The following is a 16,739-nucleotide window of genomic DNA, read 5'->3' as shown; positions in this document are numbered from 1 at the left end:
TCCCGTCGCGTACCGGAGACAGGATCAGCGCCGGGCATCGACCGGCTTGAGCGGACCTCCTCCGGAGACCGGCCTGTCGCCCGGACGGGTGATGGGCAGCGTGCCGAAGCGGGTTCGGTATTCGGTCGGACATATGCCGGTGTGGCGCTTGAACAGCCCCCGGAAAAAGGCCTGGTCCTCGTAACCGACGGTCTGGCCCACCTCCTGAACGGTCTGACCTCCGTCCTCCAGCAATCTCTTGGCCAGGGCCACCCGAATGCAATGGATGTAGCTCAATGGCGTCTGTCCGGTGGCATCCTTGAAGCGCCGGACGAAGTTGCGGGGGCTCATGCCGACGCGGGCGGCAATCGCGTCCACGCTGACAGGCCGCTGATAATGGCGGTGCAGCCAGTCCTGGGCGAGCCGGATGCTCTCGTCGTTGTGACTCGTGCGCAGCGCCATATCGGCAAAGGCGACCTGCCAGGTCCGCGGCATCTCGATCAGAAGAGCCTTGGCGCATTCCAGGGCCAGATCCCGGCTGCCGAACCGCTCGACCAGATACAGGCTCAAGTCGGCCGCCGAGTTGATGCCGCCGCCGCAGAAGACATCGCCTGCATCGGTGATGAGGTATTCCGGCTGCCAGTCCACGTTCGGGAACCGCCGCCGATAGATGTCGGCCAGCGCCCAGTGGGTCGTCGCGCGCTTGCCCTCGAGGAGGCCGGCCTCGGCCAGCAGGGCCACGCCCGAGCAGACTCCTGCGATTTTCGAGCCCTGCGCGGCCCACCGGCGCAGCCAGGGAACGACGCGCGCATTTCGCTCCATCACGGCATCGATGGCGTAGCCGGTGCGCATCAGCGTCTCGAGGGGCAGGCCACCTGCGGGAACGAAGACGATGTCCGGGCGTTCGAGCGTCTCCAGAGCACAGGCCGGGGTGAGGGAGACCAGCCGGTCCGTCACGGCCGGCTCGCCTCCGGCGGAGGCCGTCGTCACGCGGAAGCGGGCATCCGGCGCCTGATTGTTGAGCAGGTTCCAGAGCACGCCGGCGCTGCGAAAGACCTCCATCGGCAGAAGGGCCGTCGAGGCGCATCCGCCATCGAGAAACAGAACAGCCACGTGGAGCATCGGGAACTCTCCTTGGCGGTCTTACCCCGGCACGTTGTCACGATCGCCGCTCCTCGGCAAGGCAATCCCGGGGCAGAGTCGGACCTTCCCGTTCGAGACGTGTGGCGCAACACAGGCATTCGAGAGCCGGCATTCAAGAGCCGGATCGAGCGTCAAAGGCTGGAAGAGGAGAAGGCCATGAACAGGATAACGGCTCCGCTCCGGGAAATGTCCGTAACCTCCTCCCGCACCCGCCTTCTCCGGGTGCTGCTCGCGAGCGCGCCAATCCTGTGCTTGGGCATGGCGGAGAGCACGGCTATTGCCGATGAGACCTGTCAGTCTCCGTATATGGCCAAGATTACGGGCGAGGAAGAGTTCGTCTATGTCTGGACCCTTGGCGTCGAGGGCGTCGGAGATGGCTCCGACAAGATCGTGACTGTCGATGTGCGCAAGAACTCTCCCAGTTTCGGCAAGGTCATCGACGTCGATTCCATCGGCGGCCGCGGCGAAGCTCATCACGGCGGCTTCACCGACGACCGGCGGTATTTATGGATGGCCGGCCTCGACGACAGCCGGATCTACATCTTCGATATTGCAAGCGATCCGGCAAATCCGAAGCTCTTGAAGACGATCGATGACTTCACTGAAAAATCGGGTGGCGCCGTCGGACCGCACGGGGTCTATGCGCTGCCGGGGCGCGTCATGATCTCGGCCCTCTCGAACAAGGACGGCAGCGGCCGGACGGCGCTCGTCGAATATTCCAACGATGGCGCGTATGTCGTGACCCATTGGATGCCGACCGCCGCCGACGCCCAGGGAGCCGAAGTGGAGACGATCGCCGACGGTTATGGCTACGACGCCCGCGTTCTGCCGCGCAAGAACGTCATGCTCACGTCGTCGTTCACCGGCCGCGACAATTACATGCGGCCCTTCGGCGAGCTCGCCAAGGACCAGGAGGCGATGAAGCACTTCGGCCAGACCATGGTGCTGTGGGACTTCCACGGCCGCAAGCCGAAGAAGGTCTTTCATGTTCCGGGAGCCCCGCTGGAAATTCGTTGGGCCTGGGGGCCGTACAACAACTACGCATTCACGACGACGGCGCTCACCTCCAAGATCTGGCTCGTCTACGAAGACCGGGACGGCGAGTGGAAGGCGAACGCGGTCGCCGATATCGGGGATCCCTCGAAGATGCCCGTTCCCGTGGACATCAGCCTGAGCGCCGACGACAAGACGCTCTTCGTGGACACTTTCATGGATGGCCTGACCCGGGTCTTCGACGTGTCGGACCCTCACAAGCCGAAGCAGATCTACGAGAAGAAGATCGGCCGACAAGTCAACATGGTATCCCAGAGCTGGGATGGGACGCGACTTTACTACACCAGCTCCCTGCTCTCGAACTGGGATAAGACGGGCCAGGACAACGAGCAGTTTCTGAAAGCCTATGGCTGGGATGGTCGGCAGCTCACTCCGCGCTTCGAGATCGACTTCCTGGCCGAGAAGCTCGGCAGGCCGCACATCATGCAGTTCGGCTCGCGGAGCCTGTACCCGAGCTGACGGCGAAGAGAGGCGGTCCATGATCGACACCCGTGCCGCACGCATGCTCGTCTGCATCGCGCTCCTGGCCGGAGTGCCATGGGCGAGCGCCCATGACGGTCATCAAGAAAGCCCCGGGAGCCAAAGCCCCGAGAGCCAAAGCCCCGAGAGCATGGCCGCCGGTCCGAGCGCCGACTATGCCTTTCCTCTCGCGGAGCCTGGAACGTACGGGCTCCCAGCCATCAAGCCGGCGGCGGGGGGCGGCGTTCTCGACGAACTGGGACGGGAGCATGATCTCGCCGAGCTGATGCGCGGTCGAATCTCGATTCTGGCCTTCATCTACACCCGGTGCGGCGACGTCTGCCCCACGGCCTCGCTGCGCATGGCGCAGCTGCAGGACCTCGCCGCCGGAACCCCCGGAATCGCCCGCAGGCTCCGGCTCGTCTCCATGAGCTTCGATCCGGAGCACGACACGCCCGAGGTGATGGCCGATTATGCGGGTCACTGGCGCTCCGTCGACCCGAATGCGCCGGAATGGCTCTACGTGACCACGGCGGACCAAAAGCAGCTCCAGCCGATCCTCGCAGCCTACGACCAGCCCGTCATGCCGAAGGCAGAGCCCAGCACCACCGGTCCTCTTGCCCATATCCTGCGGGTCTTCCTGATCGATCCGTCGGGGCAGGTCCGCAACATCTACAGCCTGGATTTCCTCGATCCGGAGCTGGTGCTCAACGACATCAGGACTCTGATCCTCGACGAGGAGCAGCATGGCCGACGCATGTTCCCAACCATGTCCCCAACGAGGTGAGTTCCGCACCTCCCACCTGGAAGGAAAGTCAGATGACGACGCTCTCAATCGCAACGATCAGCGGCAAGACGGCGTACATCCCGCCCGAGGCATTGCTGACCCTGAAGGGAGGCCTGCGCGGCTCGGCCCTGGTCAAGGACGAGGACGGTTATGACATGGCACGCAGCATCTGGAACGGCATGGTGGACCGTTCTCCGGGCCTGATCGTGCGCTGCCACGGGGCGGCCGACGTCATGCGCTCCGTCGATTTCGCGCGCGAGCGCGATCTCGTCGTCGCCGTGCGCGGCGGCGGGCACAACATCGCCGGCAACGCCGTGTGCGAAGGCGGGCTGATGATCGATCTTTCGCCGATGAATTCCGTTCGTGTCGATCCCGCGATCAGGCGGGCATGGGTCGGACCCGGCGCAACGCTGGGCGATGTCGACAGGGAGACACAGGCCTTCGGGCTCGCCGTGCCGACGGGAATCAATTCGACGACCGGAATCTCAGGCCTGACCCTTGGCGGCGGTTTCGGCTGGCTGACCCGCAAGTACGGTCTGACCATCGACAGCCTCGTCTCGGCCGATGTGGTGACCGCCGACGGTCGGCTTCTGCGGGCGAGCGCGGAGGAAAACCCGGACCTGTTCTGGGCGATCCGCGGCGGCGGCGGGAATTTCGGAATCGTCACCTCCTTCGAATTCAACCTGCACCCGGTCGGGCCGGAGGTCCTGTCCGGGCTCGTCGTGCATCCTTTCGACCGTGCGGGTGAGATGCTCAGGTCGTACCGCGAGGCCGTGAGCGACGCTCCCGAGGAGCTCACGTGCTGGGTGGTGATGCGCAGGGCGCCGCCGCTCCCGTTCCTGCCGGCGGAATGGCATGGGCGGGAGGTCTTGATCTTCGCCATGTGCTACGCCGGCGATCTTTCCGAAGGCGAGAGGGTCACGCAGAAACTCCGTTCGCTCGGCAATCCCATTGCCGATGTCGTAGGCCCGCACCGGTTCGTGGACTGGCAGTCGGCCTTCGATCCGCTTCTGACGACCGGTGCCCGCAACTACTGGAAGAGCCATGATTTCGAGACGCTTCAAGACGGAGCGCTCGATCTGATCACCCAGGCGGTCCGTGACCTGCCGGGCAACGAATGCGAGTTGTTCATCGCTCACGTGGGCGGCGCGATGAGCCGGGTCGCGCCCGATGCCACCGCCTACCCGCAGCGGACGGCCCATTTCGTCATGAACGTCCATACCCGCTGGCGCGAGAACAAGGACGACAATGCCTGCATCGCCTGGGCCCGAAGCCTGTTCCGGGCGACCGAGCCGTTCGCGACGGGGAGCGCCTATGTCAATTTCATGCCGGACGACGAAGCCGATCGGATCGAGAAGGTCTATGGCGCGAACTATCCTCGCCTGGCCAAAATCAAAGGACGCTATGACCCCCGGAACATGTTTCGGATGAACCAGAACATCCGGCCGGCACAGTAACCCATCCTGGAAGGACGCCGGAGGCGTGGACAGCTCCTGCGCCGCAACAGGAGGGACGCCTCCGACGCCTTTCCTCCAGGACGAAGTGGGAAGCTCCGGCCATCGAACGAGAGCGGGTGATCCGCCGAACGCGGCGGAGTTTCCTCCGCCCTGAACCTGCTGCTATGCTCCTCATGTCGGCTGCATCCTTCGTGAGGACCGCTCTATGACCAATCGTGCTTTTTCCTGGCAACGTGTTCTCGGCGCGGGCCTTCTGGCCCTGGCGCCTCTTTGGGCATCCGGTGTGCAGGCCCAGACGGAGGCTCCTGCTCCCGAAGCCTCGACGGGACGCATCACGAAACAGGCCGGCACGTCCACCCGCGATATGGTCGCGGCGGCCAATCCACTGGCCGCACAGGCCGGACGGGAGATCCTCGCGGCCGGAGGGAGCGCCATCGACGCTGCGGTCGCCGTGCAGCTCGTTCTCAACCTCGTGGAGCCGCAGAGTTCGGGCATCGGCGGGGGCGCATTCCTGCTCTATTGGGACAAAGCGAACCTCGTGACACTGGACGGGCGAGAGACGGCGCCCGCCGCTGCGAAGCCGGAGCGGTTTCTGGGGCCCGACGGCAAGCCGATGAAGTTCTACGATGCCGTGGTCGGCGGCCGCTCCGTCGGCGTGCCCGGCACGCTTCGTCTGCTGGAAACGGCGCACAGGCGTTGGGGCAAGCTGCCCTGGCCCCAGGTCATTGCGCCGGCACTGCGCCTCGCAGAGGACGGTTTCACGATTTCGCCGCGGCTCAACGGGCTCCTCGGGCAGGAGAAGTATCTCCAGAACGACCCGATTGCCCGCGCCTATTTCTATCAGGCGGACGGTACGCCGAAGCCTGTCGGCACTGTCCTGAAGAACCCGGCTTTCGCCAGGACCCTTCGTGACATCGCCGAAAAGGGAGCGGATGTTTTCTACACGGGCGATATTGCGGCCGACATCGTTGCGACGGTCACGCGCCACACCGGCAATCCGGGTGACATGACCCTGGAGGATCTCAGGACATACAGGGTCGAGGAGAGGGCGCCGGTCTGTGGCCCTTACCGCACCTACCGGATCTGCGGCATGGGTCCGCCGAGCTCCGGAGCCGTGGCGGTCCAGCAGATCATGAGCGTGCTCGAGACCCAGGACATGGCGGCGATGAAGCCCGGTCCCGACGCGGTGCACTGGCTGGCCGAGGCCGGGCGCCTCGCCTTCGCCGACCGGGCTCTTTATCTCGGCGATCCGGCCTTCGTGAGCGTCCCGGTCCGTGGCCTTATCGATCCGGGTTACCTCAGGAGCCGGGCCGCTCTGGTGAGCCCCGACCGCTCCATGGGGCGGGCGAAGGCCGGCGATCCGCCTTACCAGAAGACGCAGTTCCGCTTCGCCCCTTCCGACGGCATCGAGTTCGGGACGAGCCACATCTCGGTGGTCGACCGCGAGGGCAACGCCGTGGCGATGACCACCACCATCGAGGACGGGTTCGGCGCCCGCCTCATGACCAGGAGCGGCTTCCTCCTCAACAACGAGCTCACCGATTTCAACTTTGCGCCCGACGAGGACGGAAAGCCGGTGGCCAACCGGGTCGAGCCCGGCAAGCGTCCGCGCAGTTCCATGGCGCCGACGATCGTGCTGGACGGCAATGGCAAACTCTATGCCGTCGTGGGCTCGCCCGGAGGAAGCCAGATCATCAGCTACGTGACCAAGACCCTCGTGGCCATCCTGGACTGGAAGCTCGACCCGCAGGTGGCGGTCGATCTGCCGAATGTGGGCAGCCGCAACGGTCCTACGGAGATCGAGGCCGGCACCGAGGCGGAAACCTGGAAAGCGGCTCTCGAGTCCAAGGGCCACGAGGTCAAGGCGATCGAGATGAATTCCGGCATTCAGGCGATCGTGGTGGGTCCAACGGGTCTGTCCGGTGGCGCCGACAGCCGCCGCGAGGGCGTGGCCATCGGCAATTGACGCCGCCGGCCGGCTCGGCAACATCCTTGCGGGCAGAATGCGCAAGAGAGGACCAAGGCCCCTTCGACGCCTGCCCGTCCGGACCGCGGAAGGTCCCGGATAACCAGTTCCAGACAAGCGTCGCCGGCTATCGGTTGGATTGCCTGTGTCCGGCGCGTCACTGGGGCGCGTGCTTCCCACGGCCATGTGGGCAGGCCATCGAAACACCATGAGACTTTTCAATAACCTAAAGTTCCTTACGAAGATTGCTATCCCGATCGTGTTCTTCGTCGCCGTCGCCATCGGGCTGATCGCCACGGCCGTACGCGGCCTCGATCATATGGCGGCCGATACGCAGAATTTGGTGAATTCCGATGCCAGGCGCCTGAGCCTGGTTCAGAGCGTCAACATGCGGATCAACGAGGCGACGATCCAGGAAAAGAGCATGATCCTGACGCCGAAGAATCTGCCCGATCGCGTCAGAAGCGTCGAGAACGCCTACAAGGATGCCGTCAAGAAGACGTTGGCCGAGCTGGATCAACTGGTTGCGCTCTCCAGTACCGCCGAGTTTAGGAGCCTCAACGAGAGCCTCAGGGATGCGGTCGTCGCTTACTTCAAGAAGCTGGACGAGAGCATGGCGTTGTCCTCGAAGGGAGATGATGCTCAGGCGACCGAGATCACGAACGGTGTCGGTCGCGATATGCGCCGGCATCTGCGCGATCAGATCACCACGAGCATCGAGGGTATCGTCGCCGAGCTCGATCAGGCCAAGGGAGCGTCTGCTGCTCTGGCGGCGAGCACCATGTGGTGGCTGACCGGTTCCGCGGTGACAGGTCTCGCCCTCGCCATCGTGCTCATCTGCTCGATTACGGTCTTTGGTATCACCCGACCGCTCACGGGAATGAGCGAATCCATGCGCCGCTTGGCCGATGGTGATCTCGATGTCGATGTGAGCGGCACCACGCGCAAGGACGAGGTGGGCGTGCTCGCCCGCGCGCTCCAGGTCTTCAAGGAGAATGCGGTGGAGGCGCGTCGTCTTGCGGCCGCGCAGGAGGCGGAGACCCAGGCCAAGATGCGCCGGGCCGAGGTGCTCGAGGCGCTCACGCAGCGTTTCGAGAGCAAGGTCTCGGCCCTGACGCAAGGGCTGTCCTCGGCCGCCACCGAGATGGAGGCCACGGCCCAGTCGATGAGCGCGGTGGCCGGCCAGGCCAGCCAGCAGACGATGACCGTGTCCTCGGCCGCCCAGCAGACCTCGGCCAATGTGCAGACGGTGGCGGCCGCGACCGAGGAGCTGTCGATCTCGATCCGCGAGATCGCCGCCCAGGTCGGCCAGTCCTCGCAGGTGGCCGAGCGCGCCGTGCAGGGCACCGAGCGCACCAACGCCACCGTGCAGGCGCTCGCGGCTTCCGCCGAGCGCATCGGCGACGTGATCCAGCTGATCAGCACCATCGCGGGCCAGACCAACCTGCTGGCGCTCAACGCCACCATCGAGGCGGCGCGCGCGGGCGAGGCCGGCAGGGGCTTTGCGGTGGTGGCGACCGAGGTCAAGGAGCTCGCCTCGCAGACCGCCAAGGCGACCGAGGAGATTTCGGCCCAGATCGGCTCGGTGCAGCAGGCGACGCAGGAGACGGTGACGGCGATCCGGGAGATCGCGCGCACGATTGCCGAGATGAGCCAGATCTCGACCTCGATCGCGGCCGCCATGGAGGAGCAGGGCGCCGCCACCGCCGAGATCGCCCGCAACGTCCAGGAGGCGGCGCGCGGCACGGAAGCGGTCACCGGCAGCATCGCGGATGTGCAGAACGGGGCAGGCGAGACCGGGGCAGCGGCGAATCAGGTGTTGGGCGCCGCCCAGGAACTGGCGCGCCATTCCAGCGATCTCGGCCACGAGGTCGCGAGCTTCCTCTCCGGCGTCAAGGCCGCCTGAGGCTCGCGCATCGAACCCAAAAGTGGGCACCGGTTTTTCGCCGGAACGATGCGCTCTTCCCAAGAAGGGAGCATCGGATGTGGGCCCGATGTCATGTCCGATGCGGTAGCGCATCGTGTGAGAAGCCCAAGATCCGCATCAGGGCCGCTGAAAGCAGCGGCCCTTTTCTCTTCGCCCTTTTCTCTTGGCCCTTTTCTCTTGGCCCCAAAGCGGTTGGCCCTTATGACGGCTCTGCGAGGACGACCTCCCCCTTTTTGGGCTTTCACTCGGGACGACCCGACCTTTCCCGTTGGGGGATTGAACGATGCGTACGACTCGTGACCGGATCCGTCACGCCCTCAGCTTCGAGCTCATCGGACTTGCACTCGTCACGCCTCTCGGCGCATGGATCTTCGGGATGCCCATGGCCGATATCGGTGTCGTCGGGGTCGGCGCCGCGACCATCGCGACGATCTGGAACTACGTCTACAATGTGGGTTTTGACGCTCTGATGCAGCGCCTGACAGGGGGGACGCAAAAGAGCGTTGCAATCCGAGTCGTGCATGCCGTCCTGTTCGAGGTGGGTCTGCTGATCGTGCTGATGCCTCTCATTGCCTGGTATCTCGGCATCGGCCTCTTGCAAGCCTTCTACATGGATGTGAGCTTCGCGGTCTTCTACATGGTTTACGCGTTCGTGTTCAATTGGGGTTACGACCGGGTTTTCCCCTTGCCCGCCTGGCAGACTTCTTCGCAGACGCCCTGACGACGGGGCCTTGAAGGTTACGAAAGCTTAATGCCAGCATTCAGTCATCGTTCACTGAAGGCAATCGAAATTGAGCGCAGGCAATGCATTCACATTTTGCCTGCGGAGTTCGTTATGAAGAGAGTAGTATCTGGTATTGTTGTAACTTGTTTGGCTGTTGGTGCGCTTGGACCTGCAGTTAGTTCTGCGAGTGCGTCTCCTTTGTCCTTCGTGAAGCCGGACAATTCTGGCGCCGGCTTGCAGCAGGTCCAATTCCGTCGCGACGATGACAGAAACAGAGTTGAGCGCCGGTTCGACCGCCCACGTCATGAGCGTCGCGTCGAACGTCCCCGTTTCGAACGTCGCGGCGGCTGGGGTTACTACAATGGGCACCGGGGATATCGGGCGTACCATCCCGGTTACCGGCAGTACAATGGATGGTGGTTCCCGCCGGCAGCTTTCCTCGCGGGAGCAATCATTGGAGGCGCTGTCGCCAGTCAACCTCCTGTCGTCGTTGCCCCGCCCGCATATGCTCCGGTTCGCTTGAGCGCTGCGCACGTCAACTGGTGTACGAATCGCTGGAAGTCCTACCGCGTGTCGGACAACAGTTTCCAGCCCTTGAGCGGACCCAGGCAGGTTTGCGTGTCGCCCTACGGGGGCTAGAGCCTTTTCCATGAACTTCGGTTCATGGAAAAGGCTCCTGTTGTTTGAGAAAGACGCCTTTTCTTCGCAAAACCGGCATCCACTTTTGCGGAAAAGGCTCGAGGGCACCGAACGCAAAAGCGGGCACCGGTTTTGCGTGAAAAAGATGCTCAAAAACAGAGACTGACTGCATCGGATGTGGGTTCGATGTCACGTCCGAAGCCCGAGCGCATCATGCGGGCCCTGAGTATCGTGTCCGAGCGATCGGGATCGCTGCTCGCTGCCCGATCCTCCAGGTCCGCATTTTACGGCGCGTTCATGAATAGACTGAGCATCGGATCGATCCGATGCTCAGGGCCGCGTGCTCCGTGTCATCGCTGACACCCCATGCTTTCCCGTCCAGGACGGCGGAACCTGCATCGACGAAGCGGCCATTGGGCCGCGGATTTCCCTGACCGTCCTGTCCGCTCCGTGCAGGACATGCCGTGCCGCCTCTCGCTAAGATCAAGAGCTGGTCCGGGACGGCGAAGGAGGCGGAATCAGAGGTGCTCGGCTTGAGCCGAGCCGACAAACGACCATCAAGACCCATAGGGACATCTGCAAGATATCTCACCGTTGTGGAGTACAATTTGCAGATCGTCTTTCCGATAAGGATCCAATTCATGGTCCGGTCTTGAACAGGATAGAGTCAAGCTGAGTCGCCGGCGAGGTAACAAATAAATATTCGCTCCGCGGCTTGACTCGATTTTCTTCGCTTATTGATTCGCTTGGCCCGGCCGCCCGGTGGAAAGCGGGATCAGCATTAATCATTTCTTACTGATCGACTCCACACGCAACACCGAATCAGCCATCACTCGGATGTTGCGACACAGTGGTGTTCACAACGACCGACAGCTTGAGCCGCCAAACCGACAGCGCTTCCGACAGGTCCTCGCAAGACCGGCCTTCGGAAGGTTGCGGTATTGGTGCTCAGGGATGTCGGTGATGGGACCGGCGCAAGAGAGCGTGCTTAGTCTCGTCGGGTTGCGATCATCCACGACGGCGCAACTCTCTTCGAACAGGAGAAGACCGTGAACTAAGGCCAGGCAAAGCAAAAGGCCCACGAAGCTGGAAACTTCGAGGGCCTTTGGAGTCACCGAGGGATCGGCGACAGGAATGTTTTGAGCGACTTCCTTATGCCATCCCGACAAGCCGCGTGTCAAGAACATCGGATTCGGTGAACGCTCCCGCTTTGCCCTCAACATGGAGGGTACGATGCAGCCTGCATCGTCTGGAGGCCGGCGGCTGAGACATGCCGCTCTGGCCGCGAGAAAGTTCGTCCTGGAATCCGGGCGAACCGTGACGCGAAAAGAGCTCTCGGCGGCGGCTCGCGACGCCGCGAAGGCGCTTTGCCTGAGCGCGCCGCAACGACTGGTCTTGAGCCAGCTGGTCGTCTGCTGGGGCGAACACGCTATCGGCAGGCTGCTCGTCTGGCCGTCCAACCAGCGGCTGACGGCAGCCACCGGCCTGTCCGAGCGGTCGATCCGCAATGCCGTTCGCGCCCTGACCGAACTCCAGCTGCTGCTCCCGAAGGACTCCCCGAACGGCAAGCGCTACGCCGTCCGGGACGAGAGAGGACATATCGTTGATGCCTTCGGCTTCGATCTGACGCCGCTTTTTGCGCGTCGAGACGAATGGGCCGCCGCCACCGCCGCGCAACGGCAGATGAAAGAGCTCCTGAAACGCTCCTTCGACGACATCACGATCTGCCGTCGCGCCACGGAAGAGGCGCTGGGTGCCCTTGCCCGGTGCCGCTCCTCCATCGACCGCACCGATCTCGAGAAGCGTCTCGACGTGTTGAAAGCCCGCACCCCGAAACGCTCCGGGAGCTCGCTCCCGGCCGGGCTCGCCGACGCCTGGAGCGAGATGAGGCAGCTCGCTGAAGAAGCCTTCTATTTAGCAAGCTGTGACGGCACGACATTCCGGCACATTGAGGCAGAGAAAGAATCCTTCAGTGAGACTTGTCACAACGGTAACCAGAACGATGCTGAGCCAAGCGCCCCGAACACGCCTCCTCCTCATCTGCCGCTGCCGGCCCTGGTGGTCGAAGCCTGCCCCGTGATCGCCGGTTATGCTCACCCGATCCGGGATACGGCCGATCTCGTCGCGGCAGGGCAGTTCCTGCGCGCCTGCCTCGGGGCACACCCGAGCGCCTGGACCGAAGCGGTGGAGGACCTCGGCGCCGTCCGGGCTGCAACGGCCGTCATCTTTGTCCTGCAGCTTCACGAAGACGATGTCAGAAGCGGTAAAAACAGCATTCGAAATCCTGGAGGATATTTCCGGTCGATGGTGCGCCTGATCAAGAACACCGAGATCGACCTGCAGGCCGAATTGCTGACCTTGCGCAGGCACAAGCAGGCTCAACGGGATGGAAGTGCCCGGTTGGGGCGTGGGCTAGGCGATGCACCGCGTCCCGGCCGCGAGCCGCGAGCCGATCACCTCTCTCGCCATCGGGCGAGGATCGGCACCAGCCGGATCTCCATGCAGGGCGCAATCGCGCAGTCCAGCAGGTGCGTTGCCGTTTGAGGGGCGGCCGGCATCATGCTAGCGCATCGTGCGAAAAAGTGGACCCGGTTTTTCGCTTGAACGATGCGCTCCTCTAGAATGGGAGCATCGGATGATGGCGCAACCGAGGCCTTTGCAGAAGGACCATTCTGATGGAAATCGGACTCTACACCTTCGGTGACGTGGGCGCCGATCCCGTGACGGGACGCCGGATCGGCCCGGCCGAGCGCTTGCGGAACCTCGTGGAGGAGATCGTCCACGCCGATCAGGCGGGGCTCGACGTGTTCGGCCTCGGCGAGCACCACCGGCCCGACTATGCGGTCTCGGCTCCGGCTGTCGCGCTGGCCGCTGCGGCGACGCAGACCAGGCACATTCGCCTGACGAGCGCCGTGACGGTGCTCAGTTCCGACGATCCGATCCGCGTGTTCCAGCAGTTCGCCACCCTGGACAATCTCAGCCAGGGGCGGGCCGAGATCATGGCCGGCCGCGGCTCCTTCATCGAGTCGTTTCCACTCTTCGGCTACGAGCTCGACGATTACGACACGCTCTTTGCCGAGAAGCTGCAGCTTCTCATGCGGCTCAACGAAGGCGAGCGCATCACCTGGCCCGGCGGGCAGCATACGTCGCCGATCGCGGATCGTGGCGTCTACCCGCGTCCCTGTCAGGACACGTTGCCGATCTGGATCGCGGTGGGCGGGACGCCCCAGTCGGTCGCGCGGGCGGGAGTGCTCGGACTGCCGTTGGCGCTGGCCATCATCGGCGGCGAGCCCGCCCGTTTTGCGCCCCTGTTCGACCTTTACCGGCAGGCGGCCCAGCGTTCCGGCCAGGATCCCGCAACCCTGAAGACGTCCATCAACGTGCACGGCTTCGTGGCCGACACGACCCAGGAGGCGGCCGACACCTTCTATGCGCCGCAGGCCGACGTGATGAACCGGATCGGGCGGGAGCGCGGCTGGCCGCCCACGAGCCGCCAGCAGTTCGACGCGGCCCGGGGGCCGCGCGGCGCATTGTTCGTCGGAAGCCCCGCAGAGGTGACGGACAAGATCCTGGCTGCGCACGAGACCTTCCGGTTCGACCGCTTCCTGATCCAGATGGCCATCGGCGTGATGGATCACGGCAAGCTGATGCGAGCGATCGAAATCCTGGGGACGAAGGTTGCGCCGGAGGTGCGCAAGGCGCTCGCCTCCGGGTGACAGGCCCCGGAGGCGGCTTTCCGGATCATGGCAGAGGGATCGCCCGATGCTCGGGATGCCGGAAGCCGCTCCGGGAGAGCCTTAAGGGATGCATCGCCGCATCACGCGCGCAAGACGCTGCGAGAATGCCTTCGCGTCAGCCGGCAGTTCCCCGTCGAGGATCCGCGCTTCGTCCAACAGCAGGTGAGCGGCGTCTTCGCGCAGGGCCTGCTGATCCTCGCCGAGGTCGGCCAGGGCCACGACGAGGTCATGGCGCGGGTTGATCTCCAGAACGGGTTTCACGGCGGAGGTCGGCTGACCCGCGCGGGCCAGAAGCCGCTCGAGCTGGCGGTCCATGCCGGTCTCGGATGCCACGAGGCAGACGGCGCTTTCCGTCAGCCTTTCGGAGGCGCGAACGTCGGCGACGGCGTCTCCGAGGGTGGCCTTCACGGATTGGATGAACCCCGCCACCGCTTCCGTCGACGGCGAACCCGCATTCTCCCGGGGCTCGACGAGGGGAATCTGCGCCAGATCCGCAGCGCCCTGGGTGACCGACTTGAACGGCTTGCCTTCGTAGTCGGCGCCCGCCGTGACCCAGAAGCTGTCGACCGCATCCGGCAGCAGCAGCACCTCGATGCCGCGCGCCCGGAATCCTTCGAGCTGCGGTGAGGCCTCGAGCCGGGCGAGATCTGTTCCGGTCACATAGTAGATCGCAGCCTGATTCTCCTTGAGGGCGCCGACATAATCCTTGAGCGAGCGCCACCCGCCACCGGACGCGGTGGTCTTGAACCGGGCCAGGCCCAGCAGGGTTGGGCGCCGCTCGAAATCTTCGTAGAGCCCCTCCTTCAGCACCGGACCGAAGGTCTCCCACACCTTGACGTAGGCTTCCCCGTTGCTCTGCGCGAGCTTCTCGAGTTCGCCGAGCACCCGGTTCGCCACCCCCTTCTTGATCGCGGCCAGAAGCGGACTCTCCTGGATCATCTCGCGCGAGACGTTGAGCGGCAGGTCGGCCGAGTCGACGAGCCCGCGCACGAACCGCAGGTAGCGCGGCAGGAGCTCGGCCTCGTCGGTGATGAAGACACGCTTCACATAGAGCTTCATCCGCCCGTGACGGTCGGGGTCGAACAGGTCGAACGGGGTGGAGCCCGGCACGAAGGCGAGAGCGGTGTACTCGTGGCGGCCCTCGGCCCGGAAATGCACCGTCAGGGCCGGTTCGTCGAACTGGCCGGCCACGCTGCGGTAGAAATCGGTGTAATCCTCGGGCTTGATCTCGGAGCGCGGTTTCACCCAGAGGGCGGCGCCGTCGGCGACCTCCTGCGGTTCCGCTCCGGGCTTCTCGATGATCGAGATCGGCACGGGAACATGGCCGGATTGCATCTTGACGATGTGCTCGAGCCGATAACGCTCCGTGTAGGACTTCGCCTCCTCCATCAGGTGCAGGATGACCCGGGTGCCGCGGGAGGGGGCCTCATCCAGCGCGACCGGCGCAACCGTATAGGAGCCCTGGCCGTCGGACGACCAGACGGTCGCCTCCTCACTGCCGGCCCGGCGCGAGACCACATCGACCCGGTCGGCCACCATGAAGGCCGAGTAGAAACCGACGCCGAACTGGCCGATGAGCTGGGCCCCTTCGCCGCCCGAGGCGGCCTGGATCCGATCCATGAAGGCCTTGGTGCCCGAGCGCGCGATGGTGCCGAGCGCCTCGATCATCTCGTCCCGGCTCATGCCGATGCCATTATCTTCAACCGTCAGGCGGCGGTTGTCGGCATCGATCCGCAACGTGATCCGCGCCTTGGGATCATCGCCGAGCAGGGCAGGGTGGGAGATCGCCTCATAGCGCAGCTTCTCGCAGGCATCGGCCGCATTGGAGATCAGCTCGCGCAGGAAGACCTCCTTGTCGGAATAGACCGAGTGCACCATCAGGTGCAGCAGCTTGGCGACATCGGCCTCGAAGGTGTGGTTCTCAGGGACGGGGTTGGTGTCAGCAGTCGTCATGGCGTGAGATGAACCTTGTTGCTCAGGCAGGCAACGAGATGGCTGCGAACGGTCAAGATTTCAAGGCTCGGGGTCACCTCGGACGCCGAAGAGCCCCGACGATGGGGCCCATGGGCAGGAGCGAGTCCATCCGTTCCAGCGCGGGCGCGTAGAGGCTGGAAATGCTGCCGTCCAGGAACAACGCGTTGGCGCAGCCCAAATGGTCGCGGAACAATCGGGCGAAGGTGCTGAACGTGACGGGATCTTCCGAAATCGCGAACACAACCGTGTGCGGGTCTTTCACGCCGACGCCGTTGCGGATCTTCAAGGATGTGCTCTGCTCGGAAAACTTGGGATGAATGCGTCCATCGATGACGAGCATCGGGCCCGATTGTGTCGCGTGATCCGGCCTGATCTTCCGCTTGAGATAGGTGTCCGTCTCCAGCACGCCGGCCCGATCACCTTTGACGTAGAAGACGCCGTTGGGCTTGAGATGGAAATTTCCCGGCCCGTTTCTGGTGTTGGCCGCCTTGAGCTCCTGGCCATTCTCGATGTAAAGCCCCACTGGCGAGCGATCTTCGTGGTACATGCCCGCATTCATCGCAAAGGCCAGGCGCGCCCCGTTCGGCGTCGCTTTCAGCCGGCTGAACGAGCCAAGCGCATTCCCATCCGGCCCGCGCCAGAACAGCTTCACCTCGTACCGGCGCAGATCCACCGAGCAGACCACGAAGGCACTGTCCGCAAAACGGACCCGCCGGCACGGATCCTGACCGGGCTGCGCCGCTGCCTGTTGGGCAACCAGCCCGAGCAAAACAAGGCCCCCTGAGAGCAGGATAAGGGTTCGGCGCGCCGCGCGGCGCAGGTTGAAACCGATCGACTTCATTCGTCTCCGAGGTCCTTTTCTCGCGGCTTGTTCTTGCCCCTTGCCCGCAGATC

At 64.2% G+C, this 16,739-nt stretch carries 12 protein-coding genes; 9 read left to right on the top strand and 3 right to left on the bottom strand.

Annotated elements, in window-relative coordinates; genetic code table 11:
• Positions 1–24 precede the first annotated feature (24 nt).
• On the bottom strand, positions 25–1,101 hold the full coding sequence (locus RE429_RS18545; protein ID WP_414472144.1) for a GlxA family transcriptional regulator: 1,077 nt from the start codon (positions 1,099–1,101) through the stop codon (positions 25–27).
• A gap of 279 nt (positions 1,102–1,380) precedes the next feature.
• On the opposite strand from RE429_RS18545, the gene RE429_RS18540 reads away from it, so the two are divergent.
• The 9 genes from RE429_RS18540 to RE429_RS18500 all read left to right on the top strand — a co-directional run bounded on the left by RE429_RS18540 (position 1,381) and on the right by RE429_RS18500 (position 13,850).
• Complete coding sequence (locus tag RE429_RS18540) at positions 1,381–2,634, top strand: selenium-binding protein SBP56-related protein (RefSeq protein ID WP_414474248.1); 1,254 nt, start codon at positions 1,381–1,383, stop codon at positions 2,632–2,634.
• A gap of 19 nt (positions 2,635–2,653) precedes the next feature.
• Positions 2,654–3,421: an SCO family protein gene (locus RE429_RS18535; RefSeq protein WP_414472143.1), complete on the top strand. Its 768-nt coding sequence runs from the start codon at positions 2,654–2,656 to the stop codon at positions 3,419–3,421.
• A 32-nt stretch (positions 3,422–3,453) separates the two neighbouring features.
• A complete protein-coding gene (locus RE429_RS18530; protein WP_414472142.1) occupies positions 3,454–4,878 on the top strand; it encodes an FAD-binding oxidoreductase in 1,425 nt (474 codons plus the stop codon).
• Positions 4,879–5,083: 205 nt separating this feature from the next.
• Positions 5,084–6,844 (top strand): gamma-glutamyltransferase, encoded by a 1,761-nt coding sequence (gene ggt, locus RE429_RS18525; RefSeq protein WP_414472141.1) that lies wholly within the window; start codon positions 5,084–5,086, stop codon positions 6,842–6,844.
• A gap of 208 nt (positions 6,845–7,052) precedes the next feature.
• Positions 7,053–8,750, top strand: a complete 1,698-nt coding sequence (locus RE429_RS18520; RefSeq protein ID WP_414472140.1) for a methyl-accepting chemotaxis protein — start codon at positions 7,053–7,055, stop codon at positions 8,748–8,750.
• 304 nt (positions 8,751–9,054) lie between these two features.
• Positions 9,055–9,492: a PACE efflux transporter gene (locus RE429_RS18515; protein WP_414472139.1), complete on the top strand. Its 438-nt coding sequence runs from the start codon at positions 9,055–9,057 to the stop codon at positions 9,490–9,492.
• A 114-nt stretch (positions 9,493–9,606) separates the two neighbouring features.
• Positions 9,607–10,134 carry a BA14K family protein gene (locus RE429_RS18510; RefSeq protein WP_414474247.1) on the top strand — a complete coding sequence of 176 codons (528 nt, stop codon included), beginning with the start codon at positions 9,607–9,609 and terminating at the stop codon, positions 10,132–10,134.
• Positions 10,135–11,367: 1,233 nt separating this feature from the next.
• Positions 11,368–12,678, top strand: coding sequence for a plasmid replication protein RepC (gene repC / locus RE429_RS18505; RefSeq protein WP_414472138.1), 1,311 nt, complete (start codon positions 11,368–11,370; stop codon positions 12,676–12,678).
• Between the two features lie 131 nt (positions 12,679–12,809).
• A complete protein-coding gene (locus RE429_RS18500) occupies positions 12,810–13,850 on the top strand; it encodes an LLM class flavin-dependent oxidoreductase (RefSeq protein ID WP_414472137.1) in 1,041 nt (346 codons plus the stop codon).
• Positions 13,851–13,931: 81 nt separating this feature from the next.
• Here the strand turns inward: RE429_RS18500 and htpG are convergent, their stop codons facing one another.
• Entirely contained in the window at positions 13,932–15,824 is a 1,893-nt protein-coding gene (gene htpG / locus RE429_RS18495) for a molecular chaperone HtpG (RefSeq protein ID WP_414472136.1), read from the bottom strand.
• Between the two features lie 73 nt (positions 15,825–15,897).
• A complete protein-coding gene (locus RE429_RS18490) occupies positions 15,898–16,686 on the bottom strand; it encodes a phosphodiester glycosidase family protein (protein WP_414472135.1) in 789 nt (262 codons plus the stop codon).
• Between the last annotated feature and the right edge of the window lie 53 nt (positions 16,687–16,739).

The organism is Microvirga sp. M2, from assembly GCF_047497095.1.
GTDB lineage: Bacteria > Pseudomonadota > Alphaproteobacteria > Rhizobiales > Beijerinckiaceae > Microvirga.
Note: the sequence above shows the minus strand (reverse complement) of the source record. Positions and strands in the feature narration are given on the sequence as shown.

Excerpts from the sequence above, each read along its gene's own strand:
- RE429_RS18545 (WP_414472144.1), bottom strand. The coding sequence starts at position 1,101 with ATGCTCCACGTGGCTGTTCTGTTTCTCGATGGCGGATGCGCCTCGACG.
- RE429_RS18540 (WP_414474248.1), top strand. The coding sequence starts at position 1,381 with ATGGCGGAGAGCACGGCTATTGCCGATGAGACCTGTCAGTCTCCGTAT.
- RE429_RS18535 (WP_414472143.1), top strand. The coding sequence starts at position 2,654 with ATGATCGACACCCGTGCCGCACGCATGCTCGTCTGCATCGCGCTCCTG.
- RE429_RS18530 (WP_414472142.1), top strand. The coding sequence starts at position 3,454 with ATGACGACGCTCTCAATCGCAACGATCAGCGGCAAGACGGCGTACATC.
- ggt (WP_414472141.1), top strand. The coding sequence starts at position 5,084 with ATGACCAATCGTGCTTTTTCCTGGCAACGTGTTCTCGGCGCGGGCCTT.
- RE429_RS18520 (WP_414472140.1), top strand. The coding sequence starts at position 7,053 with ATGAGACTTTTCAATAACCTAAAGTTCCTTACGAAGATTGCTATCCCG.
- RE429_RS18515 (WP_414472139.1), top strand. The coding sequence starts at position 9,055 with ATGCGTACGACTCGTGACCGGATCCGTCACGCCCTCAGCTTCGAGCTC.
- RE429_RS18510 (WP_414474247.1), top strand. The coding sequence starts at position 9,607 with ATGAAGAGAGTAGTATCTGGTATTGTTGTAACTTGTTTGGCTGTTGGT.
- repC (WP_414472138.1), top strand. The coding sequence starts at position 11,368 with ATGCAGCCTGCATCGTCTGGAGGCCGGCGGCTGAGACATGCCGCTCTG.
- RE429_RS18500 (WP_414472137.1), top strand. The coding sequence starts at position 12,810 with ATGGAAATCGGACTCTACACCTTCGGTGACGTGGGCGCCGATCCCGTG.
- htpG (WP_414472136.1), bottom strand. The coding sequence starts at position 15,824 with ATGACGACTGCTGACACCAACCCCGTCCCTGAGAACCACACCTTCGAG.
- RE429_RS18490 (WP_414472135.1), bottom strand. The coding sequence starts at position 16,686 with ATGAAGTCGATCGGTTTCAACCTGCGCCGCGCGGCGCGCCGAACCCTT.